This is a genomic window from Clostridium sp. UBA6640 (assembly GCF_002455975.1).
GTDB lineage: Bacteria > Bacillota > Clostridia > Clostridiales > Clostridiaceae > Clostridium_J.
This window is the reverse complement of the sequence record NZ_DKLM01000060.1, coordinates 22754-33410: the sequence shown is the minus strand read 5'-3', so window position 1 is coordinate 33410 and position 10657 is coordinate 22754. Positions and strand designations below refer to the sequence as shown.

The 10657-nt window shown below is 31.6% G+C and carries 9 protein-coding genes and 1 riboswitch; all 9 genes read left to right on the top strand.

The features are described from left to right. Positions 1-185 precede the first annotated feature (185 nt). The 9 genes from B2W91_RS06380 to B2W91_RS06340 all read left to right on the top strand — a co-directional run bounded on the left by B2W91_RS06380 (position 186) and on the right by B2W91_RS06340 (position 10586). Entirely contained in the window at positions 186-704 is a 519-nt protein-coding gene (locus tag B2W91_RS06380) for a hypothetical protein (RefSeq protein WP_291579510.1), read from the top strand. 822 nt (positions 705-1526) lie between these two features. Then, positions 1527-1705, top strand: a riboswitch (Lysine riboswitch). A gap of 115 nt (positions 1706-1820) precedes the next feature. Further along, positions 1821-2201: a hotdog domain-containing protein gene (locus B2W91_RS06375; protein ID WP_291579508.1), complete on the top strand. Its 381-nt coding sequence runs from the start codon at positions 1821-1823 to the stop codon at positions 2199-2201. Positions 2202-2301: 100 nt separating this feature from the next. Further along, positions 2302-3129 carry a 3-keto-5-aminohexanoate cleavage protein gene (locus tag B2W91_RS06370; RefSeq protein WP_291579506.1) on the top strand — a complete coding sequence of 276 codons (828 nt, stop codon included), beginning with the start codon at positions 2302-2304 and terminating at the stop codon, positions 3127-3129. 261 nt (positions 3130-3390) lie between these two features. Next, complete coding sequence (locus B2W91_RS06365; RefSeq protein ID WP_291579504.1) at positions 3391-4434, top strand: L-erythro-3,5-diaminohexanoate dehydrogenase; 1044 nt, start codon at positions 3391-3393, stop codon at positions 4432-4434. Positions 4435-4487: 53 nt separating this feature from the next. Further along, on the top strand, positions 4488-5738 hold the full coding sequence (ablA, locus tag B2W91_RS06360) for a lysine 2,3-aminomutase (protein WP_291579502.1): 1251 nt from the start codon (positions 4488-4490) through the stop codon (positions 5736-5738). A gap of 5 nt (positions 5739-5743) precedes the next feature. Beyond that, entirely contained in the window at positions 5744-6769 is a 1026-nt protein-coding gene (locus B2W91_RS06355) for a hypothetical protein (RefSeq protein WP_291579500.1), read from the top strand. A gap of 1 nt (position 6770) precedes the next feature. Then, positions 6771-8249 carry a MutS-related protein gene (locus B2W91_RS06350; RefSeq protein ID WP_291579497.1) on the top strand — a complete coding sequence of 493 codons (1479 nt, stop codon included), beginning with the start codon at positions 6771-6773 and terminating at the stop codon, positions 8247-8249. Beyond that, a complete protein-coding gene (locus tag B2W91_RS06345; protein ID WP_291579496.1) occupies positions 8242-9798 on the top strand; it encodes a lysine 5,6-aminomutase subunit alpha in 1557 nt (518 codons plus the stop codon). The genes B2W91_RS06350 and B2W91_RS06345 overlap by 8 nt, the downstream gene beginning before the upstream one ends. Then, positions 9798-10586 (top strand): OAM dimerization domain-containing protein, encoded by a 789-nt coding sequence (locus B2W91_RS06340; protein WP_291579494.1) that lies wholly within the window; start codon positions 9798-9800, stop codon positions 10584-10586. The genes B2W91_RS06345 and B2W91_RS06340 overlap by 1 nt, the downstream gene beginning before the upstream one ends. Positions 10587-10657: the final 71 nt, after the last annotated feature.

The window sequence follows — 10657 nt, the reverse complement described above, 5'->3', positions numbered from 1 at the left end:
GAGTTTTCTTAAAATAGATTTTATTTTAAGAAATTCACCTTTAGTGAATTTTTCCCTAAATTCTTCATTCTTCATTATTAATTCTTAATTTCTAAGGGGTTAATCTGTTTTTATAGAAAATATACTCTGGAACTCTATAATTATTTATCTATATGTCTTAAGTTAATTTGTTTATAAATAGTAATATGATTAAGTTATTTGAAACCATTAAAACATTGCCTAAGGATTCTGTATCTTTAATAGAAGATAGAAAATTAGTAAAAGGATTTACATTAATAGTTATAAAGGATTGCATTTCTAATATTGAAGGTTATAGTGAGTACTCGCCTATAGCATTTAGGGGGGCCTTTATAAGTAATAATAAAGTTAAATCGCTATGTCTTTTAATTAAAATTAGAGGAAAATACAAAGATGGTTATTATACAGTTTGGTTTAATTATAATGATGCATACTCACTAAAAATTATGATTAACTTAACAAAGCAAAAGAAACTTTTAATATTACTAGTAGATAATGATAATACAATACAAAAGACAATTACTTTAGAAAATACGTTAAAAGGCTTTTTTGAAGAATATCTAGACAGATGTTCAAGTATAAAATGCAGATGGACTAAAAGAGATTTTGAAATTTTTCTTAAATCTGTAAGAAAACAATATCCTGATAATGTACTAATGTGGAAAAAGTTAGAATGGGACATATAAAAGACGCGACAAAAGTCGTGTCTTTATTTAATTCGCAATGCAAAATTCACAATTATGGATATTTCTCGGCAGAAGATGAGAAATTTAAAAATAATTTATTTTAAAAGTAATGCAGTCACTTTTATTAAAAAGTTAGTTTGATTAAAAATAATTACAACTTCAATTTCCAATCGTCAATTGTAAATTTATTTATGGAGGAGGTTTATTAAAAATAATGAAGTGTATATTACTCCTTACATTCACAATTGAGAATATTTTTATTGTAAACTAAAAAAATAAAAATTGATTGACTCTCTTTGAAGGTACACAGCGATTTCCTAGTAAAAACTAGTGATTCTACTGTAGATAAAAAAGATTAAGAAACTAATTTGTAAGAAATAATTTTAAGTACAATTGTGAATTTTCCATTATTTTAAATCATAAGTTGTTCTAAGATTTCAATTGATTAACCATTATTCTATAAAAGTCGTATTTTGTCGAAAGAAAATATTTGTTAGAAATTAAATGTNNTGTATTTAGAAGAATATATGAATATAATATTAAAGGTACGAACTATAAAAATATTATTTAGGAATATTTATGTAAATTAAAATTTTACAAAAAAATATAATAAACTACAGCATGTCGAATATGTTGTAAAAATTAAGTTTATATTGTCGACAATATGTCGATAATATAAGAGAGACTTATGAATAATTTATTAAATGTTAAAGTAAAATAAAATTTTCAGAAAATATGATTGATTTTTTAAATTATAAATAATATAATATAATACATAGGGTGAACATGATATGTTCACAGGTTGTTAAAAATTAAATATTGTTCGTAAATAGAGGAGCGAGTAAATGGTAGTATATATATGCTAAGGAAAGGAACTTCTGATGATATATGCGAAGGATTTACGCGCCGAAAGAGTATACTTGTTCTTAGGTATATTACTTGGGGGTAGGAAGCAAATGTTCTATCACTGTCATAAGATATTATGATGAGCTATTTATGTGATGAAGATGAGAAATTTTCGTTACATCTATAGTCCATTATGTAATTAGGATTGTTTAAGGTGCTGAAAGTTTCAGTACCTTTTATTTTTAAAAAAATTAACAGGGGGTACTAAAAATGAAATCAGTAATAAGATTAAGAATGAGTGCACATGACGCACATTATGGTGGAAACTTAGTTGATGGAGCTAGAATGTTACAATTATTTGGTGACGTAGCAACAGAATTACTAATAATGAACGATGGAGATGAAGGACTTTTTAAAGCTTATGAAAACATCGAATTCATGGCACCAGTTTATGCAGGAGACTATATAGAAGCAGTTGGAGAAATAGTACACGTAGGAAATACTTCAAGAAAAATGACTTTTGAAGCTAGAAAAGTTATAGTTCCAAGACCAGATGTAAATGATTCAGCTTGTGATGTATTAGAAGAACCAATAGTAGTTTGTAAAGCAACTGGAATATGCGTTGTTCCAAAAGACAAAAAGAGAAAATAGTAAAAATCTAAAAATTCTTTGTAATTAAAAAAATGCAGGGAATACTGCAGATGATTTGTTAAAAAAATAACAATATTATCCAATGTGGGAGGAAAAGAAAATGGAAAAATTAATTATTGCAGCAGCAATATGTGGTGCTGAAGTAACAAAAGAACACAACAAGAATGTTCCTTACACTGTTGAAGAAATTGGACTTGAGGCTGAAAAGGCTTACAAAGCTGGAGCTAGTATAATTCACTTACATGTAAGAGAAGATGATGGAACTCCAACTCAAGATAAAGAGAGATTCAAGGCTTGTATAGAAGAAATTAGAAGAAGATGTCCAGATGCTATCATTCAACCTTCAACTGGTGGAGCAGTAGGAATGACTAATGCAGAAAGACTTCAACCAGTAGATTTACGTCCAGAAATGGCAACATTAGATTGCGGAACTTGTAACTTTGGTGGAGACGAAATTTTTGTTAATACTGAAAACACAATAAAAGAGTTTGGACAAAAAATGATAGAGTTAGATGTTAAGCCAGAAATCGAAGTTTTCGATAAGGGAATGATAGATATGGCTATAAGACTACACAAAAAAGGATACATAAAAGCACCAATGCATTTTAATTTTGTTATGGGTGTAAACGGTGGCATAAGCGCTGAAATAAGAGATTTTGTATTCATGAAAGAAAGTATTCCAGCTGGAAGTACTTATGTAGTTTCAGGAATAGGAAGAAACGAATTCCCATTAGCTACAATGGCAATATTAGATGGCGGACATGTTAGAGTAGGTTTTGAAGATAATGTTTACGTATCAAAAGGTGTTATGGCTGAGTCTAATGCAGAATTAGTTGAAAAAGTTGTAAGAATTGCTAAAGAACTTGGAAGAGAAATAGCTAATCCAGCTGAAGCAAGAGAAATCTTAGGACTTAAACCACTTAAATAGTTTGACATTAAAATTAACATAAATGTTATCGTTTTAAAGCAATGTTGAATCTTTAATTATTGTAATTTTATTATCAATAATTAAGAGAAAAGAATTTTGTATGAACTTAGCGTGCAAATTTCAAGTTGTGCTAACTATCTTAATTGTAAATTGAATTAAATAATTTAGGATTCGACATATTTAAAACGTAACCTTAAGAAAAAATACTACTTTACAATTTAATTTTAAAATTTAAAGGAACATAGGGAAGGGAGCTAAATTATGAAAAAAGGATGTAAATACGGAACTCACAGAGTTATAGAACCACAAGGTGTTTTACCACAACCAGCGCTTAAGATAGACAATGACATGGAGATTTATGATAATGAAATACTTATCGACGTACAAGCTTTAAACGTTGACTCTGCAAGCTTTACTCAAATAGAAGAAGAAGCAGGTCATGATATAGAAAAAGTTAAAGCTAAAATACTTGAAATTGTTGCAGAAAGAGGAAAAATGCAAAACCCTGTAACAGGATCAGGCGGAATGTTAATAGGAACAATAGAAAAAATTGGTGAAGCTTTAGAAGGAACAACAGATTTAAAAGTTGGAGATAAAATAGCTACATTAGTATCATTATCTTTAACTCCATTAAAAATAGAAAAAATAGTAGATGTTAAACCAGATATCGACAGAGTTGAAATAAAAGGAAAAGCTATATTATTCGAAAGTGGAATATATGCAAAACTTCCAGAAGATATGGAAGAAACATTAGCATTAGCTGCATTAGACGTTTGTGGAGCACCGGCTCAAGTTGCTAAACTTTGCAAACCAGGTGAAGCTGTATTAATACTAGGTGGAGCAGGAAAATCAGGAATGCTTTGCTGCTACGAAGCTATTAAGAGAGTTGGACCAACTGGAAGAGTTATAGCATTAGTAAGAAACGAAGAAGAAGCTTCAAGATTAAGAAAATTAGATTTTGGACCAAGATTACACATCGTTATAGGAGATGCTACTAAACCAGTAGAAGTTATGAATCATGCACTTGAAAACAACGAAGGTAAAGAAGTTGACGTTGCAATAAACTGCGTAAACGTTCAAAATACAGAAATGTCAACAATATTACCAGTTAGAGATGAAGGAACAGTTTACTTCTTCTCAATGGCTACAGGATTTGCTAAAGCAGCACTAGGAGCTGAAGGTGTAGGTAAAGACGTAACTATGATGGTAGGTAATGGATATACTAAAGGACATGCCGCAATAACATTAGAAGAGTTAAGAGAAAACGCAAACCTAAGAAAAATGTTCGAAGAACTATACGTTTAATTTAAATTTCAATTTAAATAAATTTTATATTATGTAATGATGGAGGGAATATCATGATAAATAGAAGATATGAATTATTTAAAGATGTTAGCGACGCAGACTGGAATGACTGGAGATGGCAAGTAAGAAACAGAATAGAAACTGTTGAAGAGTTAAAAAAATACATACCATTAACAAAAGAAGAAGAAGAGGGTGTAGCTCAATGTGTAAAAACATTAAGAATGGCTATTACTCCATATTATCTATCATTAATCGATCCTAACGATCCTAATGATCCAGTAAGAAAACAAGCTATTCCAACAGCATTAGAGCTTAATAAAGCTGATGCAGATCTTGAAGATCCATTACATGAAGATACAGATTCACCAGTACCTGGATTAACTCATAGATATCCAGACAGAGTATTATTATTAATAACTGATATGTGCTCAATGTACTGCAGACACTGTACAAGAAGAAGATTTGCAGGACAAAGTGATGACTCTATGCCAATGGAAAGAATAGATAACGCAATAGAGTATATCAGAAATACTCCTCAAGTTAGAGACGTATTATTATCAGGTGGAGATGCACTTTTAGTATCAGATGACGTATTAGAGTACATCATAGCTAAATTAAGAGAAATACCACACGTTGAAATAGTAAGAATAGGTTCAAGAACTCCAGTTGTTCTTCCGCAAAGAATTACTCCTGAGTTCGCAAATATGCTTAAAAAATATCATCCAGTATGGTTAAACACTCACTTTAACCATCCAAATGAAATAACTGAAGAATCTACTAGAGCTTGTCAATTACTTGCTGATGCAGGAGTACCTCTAGGAAACCAATCAGTTTTATTAAGAGGAGTTAACGATTGCGTACACGTAATGAAAGAATTAGTTAACACATTAGTAAAAATAAGAGTAAGACCTTACTACATCTATCAATGTGACTTATCATTAGGACTTGAGCACTTCAGAACTCCAGTTTCTAAAGGTATCGAAATCATTGAAGGATTAAGAGGACATACTTCAGGATACTGCGTACCAACATTCGTTGTTGACGCTCCAGGCGGTGGTGGAAAAACTCCAGTTATGCCAAACTACGTTATTTCACAAAGCCATGATAAAGTAATATTAAGAAACTTTGAAGGTGTTATAACAACTTATTCAGAGCCAACAAACTATACTCCAGGATGCAGCTGTGATGTTTGCACTGGAAAGAAAAAAGCTCATAAGGTTGGAGTTGCTGGATTATTAAACGGAGAAGGAATGGCTCTAGAACCAGTAGGATTAGAGAGAAATCAAAGACACGTTCAAGAATAGTAACGATGAATAGTATTTTAGATCTTGTAAAAGACTATAATAGTGTTTCCATCATAGGAATGAATAAAAACGTAGGTAAAACTACTACATTAAATCATATATTGAAGGAGGCAAGGGGCAATAGGCTCCTTGGCCTGACTTCAATAGGTCGTGATGGAGAAGATTTAGATAGGGTTACAGCAACGGAAAAACCAAAAATATATATAGAAAAAAACACAATAATAGCAACAGCTAAACAATGTTTATTCAATAGCGATATAACAAAAGAAATTCTTAAGACCACAGGAATACATACTCCTATGGGAGAGATTGTTATTTGTAGGGCTTTAAGTGATGGTTATGTAGATTTAGGAGGACCTTCTGTAAACTCTTATATGACTGAAATTCGTGATGAACTTTTAAGCTTAAACTGTGATCTTGTAATTGTTGATGGCGCACTAAGTAGAAAGACTTTTGCATCTCCCGCAACTACAAAAGCCACTATTCTATCAACAGGTGCAGCATTATCAAGAAGCATGAGAAAAGTAGTTGAAGAAACAGTTCACACTGTAAAATTATTGAGCTTACCCCATGAGCAAAATCAAGAAATTTTACAAATGTGTGAAACTATAAATAAAGATACACGAATTGGTATTATAAGTAATGAAAAAACTTTTAAAGGCTTAGAAGTAAAAACTTCCTTAGAGGCGTCAAAGGAAATAGTAGAAGCCTTAGATGAAAATACCTCCTATGTGGTAGTTAGAGGTGTAGTATCTGATAGTTTAATTGAGGATATTATGAAATCCACAAATCTTTATAAAAATGTAACCTTCCTTGCAGAAGATGGAACAAAGGTTTTCTTATCAAAGGATACTCTTTATAAATTCCAAAAGCAGGGGGGAATTCTTAAGGTTATAAACCCTATAAATGTATTATGTGTTACCACAAATCCTAGATCTCCTTATGGGTATGAGTTTGATAAAGTTAAGTTCGTAGAAGAACTTAAAAAAGAACTTAATATACCAGTTTTTGATGTGGTTGGAGGGTTATAAAATGAAGTTTTTAGATGATGAGCAAAGAAGGCAAATAGGGTTTAGTTTTCTCATGGAGGAGTTAGATATAACTACTTTTTATGGCGTAGAAGAAAAGAAAAAAATTAAACCTTTTAAAGTGCAAGAGAAAGCTCTGCTAATAGATGAATTTGATAATTTAGAAAAAGTTATAAATTCAATGAAAAAAAATGAAGATGCCTTTAAAGATATAGGAAGAATATTTTGTAAATTTAAAGACATTAGGAATTCCATAAAGAGAGCTATGGAAATGGAAGCCTTAGATGAGGTTGAGCTTTATGAGATAAAATATTTTTCAATGCTTATAGAAGAGCTTAAAACTGTAGTAGATAAGATAAAACTTGATATTAAAGAAATAGAGTTTTCCTATCTTACAGAAGTTTTAGATCTTTTAGATCCAGAGAAGAAAAGAATACCAACCTTCCATGTGTATGATAAGTATTCTCAAGAGCTTAGAGAAATAAGAGAAAAGAAAAAAGAAGTAGAAAAAAAGATATATGCTTCAAATGATGAAGATGAAATATCAAAGTTAAAACAACAACGTTTAGAAATTGTTATTTTAGAGGAAGCTGAAGAACTTAAGATAAGACAAGGCTTAAGTGAAGAAATATCTAAGTTTGGGCCAAAAATAAACAAAAATTTAAAATCCATAGGAAAGTTAGATCTTATCATTGCAAAAGGCAGGCTAGCATTGAAGTATGATGCAGTTAGACCTACGATAAGTGATAATATGAAAATAGAATTAGACAATGCCTTTAACCCTGAAATTAAAAGTATTTTAAGTAAAAAAAGTAAGAAGTTCACACCTGTTAGTGTTAAGCTTAAAAATGGCACAACAGTAATTACTGGTGCCAATATGGGTGGAAAGAGTGTAACTCTCAAAACTATAGTATTAAATTTATTTTTAGGACAAATGGGCTTTTTTGTATTTGCTGAGAAAGCAACATTTCCTGTATTAGATTTTATACACTTTATATCAGATGATATGCAATCTATATCAAAAGGACTTAGTACTTTTGGAGCTGAGATTATTAAGCTTAAAGAAGTTGTTGAGTGTGCAAAAAGAGCAGATGGCTTTATAGCATTAGATGAATTTGCAAGGGGAACTAACCCAAAAGAAGGATTCTATTTAGTAAAATCATTAGCAAGATATTTGTCCAAATTTAATAGCGTAAGTTTAATATCTACTCATTATGATGGCGTAGTAGATGATACTATGGATCATTATCAGGTAATTGGGCTTAAAAATATGGATTTTGATAAATTAAAGTATAAAATAGATTTAAATAAGACTCATTCTGTAGAGATAATTCAAGAACATATGGAATATAAGCTAGAGAAAGTTTCTAAAGAAAACAAGGTGCCAAAAGATGCACTAAATATTGCTATGTTATTAGGACTTGAAAGTGACATAGTAGATATAGCAAAAACTTATTATAACGAGGAGGATGGCAATGAATAGTAAGATAAATTTAGACTGGAATTTAGTAGATAAGGCTAGAGAGTCATCAAAAAATATCGCTAAGGATACTCAAGAATTTATAGATAGACATACTACAGTAGCAGTTGAAAGAACTGTATGTAGATTACTAGGAATAGACAACGTAGATGAGTTTGGGGTACCACTACCAAACGTTGTGGTTGACAACATTAAAAACGGAAATGGATTATCATTAGGTGCTTCTAAATTCATAGGAAACGCTATGATAGAAACAGGATTAACTGCACAAGAAGTAGCTGAAAAAGTTGCTAAAGGAGAATTAGATTTAACTAAAGTTCCAATGCACGATGACTTTGAAATTAAAATGGTAATTGATAAAGTTGCTAAAGAAACTGTTGAAAGAATAAGAACAAATAGAGGAAAAAGAGAAGAGTATTTAGGAAGATTTGGCGATAAAACTGGTCCATATCTTTATGTTATAGTTGCAACAGGTAACATTTATGAAGATATAATTCAAGCTAAAGCTGCTGCTAAACAAGGCGCTGATGTTATAGCTGTTATAAGAACAACAGGACAAAGTCTTCTTGACTACGTACCATATGGAGAAACAACAGAAGGTTTCGGAGGAACTTTTGCAACTCAAGAAAACTTCAGACTTATGAGAGCTGCTCTTGATGAAGTAGGAGAAGAATTAGGAAGATACATAAGACTTTGTAACTATTGTTCAGGACTTTGTATGCCAGAAATAGCTGCAATGGGAGCATTAGAAAGACTAGACGTAATGCTTAATGACGCATTATATGGAATATTATTCAGAGATATCAACATGCAAAGAACACTTGTTGACCAATATTTCTCAAGAATAATCAATGGATTTGCTGGAGTTATCATCAACACAGGAGAAGATAACTACTTAACAACTGCAGATGCTGTTGAGGAAGCGCATACAGTTTTAGCTTCTCAATTTATCAATGAGCAATTTGCATTAACTGCTGGTCTTCCAGAAGAGCAAATGGGACTTGGACATGCATTTGAAATTAACCCAAATGTAGAAAATGGATTCTTACTTGAACTTGCACAAGCACAAATGGCAAGAGAAATATTCCCTAAAGCACCACTTAAATATATGCCACCAACTAAGTTCAAAACTGGTAATGTATTTAAAGGACATGTTCAAGACGCATTATTTAACATGGTAACAATACTTACAGGACAAAAACTTCATTTATTAGGAATGTTAACAGAAGCTATACACACTCCATTCATGAGTGATAGAGCTCTATCAATAGAGAACGCTCAATACATCTTCAGCACAATGAAAGATCTTGGAGATGAAATTACTTATAAAAAAGGCGGAATAATGGAAACAAGAGTAGATGAAGTCTTAGGAAAAGCTACAGACCTAATACAAGATATAGAAAAAGAAGGTTTATTTAAGACATTAGAACAAGGTAAATTTGGTGGAATCAAAAGACCATTTGACGGTGGAAAAGGCCTTGCTGGTGTTGTACAGAAAGAGGAAGGTTACTTCAACCCATTTATAGATTTAATGTTAGGAGGTAACAAATAATGAGCGGTGGATTATATTCAACAGATAATAAAGATTTCGATAAAAATTTAGATTTAACTAAACTTAAGCCTTATGGAGATACTATGAATGACGGTAAGGTTCAAGTGAGCTTTACTCTTCCAGTAGAAGACAATGAAAGAGGAGCAGAAGCAGCAGTACAACTTGCAAAGGCTATGGGTATTAAAGAGCCTAACGTTGCACATCATGAAGCATTAGATAAAGAATTTACCTTCTATGTTGTTTATGGTTCTTTAACTCACACTGTAAACTATGAAGAAATTCATGTTCAAACAGTAGAAGTTGATACAATGGATATGCAAGAAGTTGGTGAATACATCAAAGAAAACATCAAAAGAGAAGTAGTTATCATAGGTGCAAGTACAGGAACAGATGCTCATACAGTTGGTATAGACGCTATCATGAACATGAAAGGTTTTGCAGGACATTATGGTCTTGAAAGATACCCTATGGTAGAAGCTTACAACTTAGGAAGCCAAGTTGAGAACGAAGAGTTTATTAAAAAGGCTATAGAACTTAAAGCAGACGTTTTACTAGTATCTCAAACAGTAACTCAAAAAGATGTTCACATTCAAAACTTAACTAACCTTGTTGAGCTTTTAGAAGCTGAAGGAATAAGAGATAAAGTTATATTAATAGCTGGAGGTCCAAGAATAACTCACGAGCTTGCTAAAGAGCTTGGTTACGATGCTGGATTTGGACCAGGAAAATACGCAGATGACGTTGCTTCATTTGCAGTAACAGAAATAGTTGCAAGAAATTTAGCATAATATATAAAAAAAGAAGTGCCAAGCACTTCTTTTTTTACGTGCGTTAATATTTTTTCACCTCTGGGGAACAG